This is a genomic window from Belnapia sp. AC561, assembly GCF_979252845.1.
Genome location: NZ_CEEDBP010000146.1, coordinates 1 through 315 on the forward strand (window position 1 = coordinate 1; position 315 = coordinate 315).

1 protein-coding gene is annotated in these 315 nt (G+C 59.0%); it reads right to left on the reverse strand.

Going from position 1 to position 315, the window contains the following annotated elements; genetic code table 11:
* On the reverse strand, window positions 1-209 hold a 209-nt coding region (locus tag AC0IW9_RS30500), incomplete at its 3' end, for a FadR/GntR family transcriptional regulator (protein WP_471652058.1).
* Between the last annotated feature and the right edge of the window lie 106 nt (window positions 210-315).

A 315-nucleotide genomic window follows, 5' to 3' on the forward strand; every position in this document is an offset into this window, starting at 1 on the left:
CCCTTCCCCGCTTGCACGCTGACCACGCCCAACGCACTCAACGACGACAACGCTTCCCGCAGCGATGCGCGACTAACGCCCAAACGCTCAGCTAAATCGCGTTGCGAGGGCAAGGCATCGCCAGCTTGATAGCCGCCCTCGCGAATCAGTTTTTGAATGGCCTGAAGGGCCTGTTCGGGCACCGCGCCACGCACTGCTGTATCGGCCATCTGTTCAGACCAGTCAGAAGAAGTTGCTGCTTTTTACGCTGGTTTTTATCCATCAGGCAAGTCACGCACCAGCCTGGAACCCTGGCTGAAACCCGCGCCCTACATG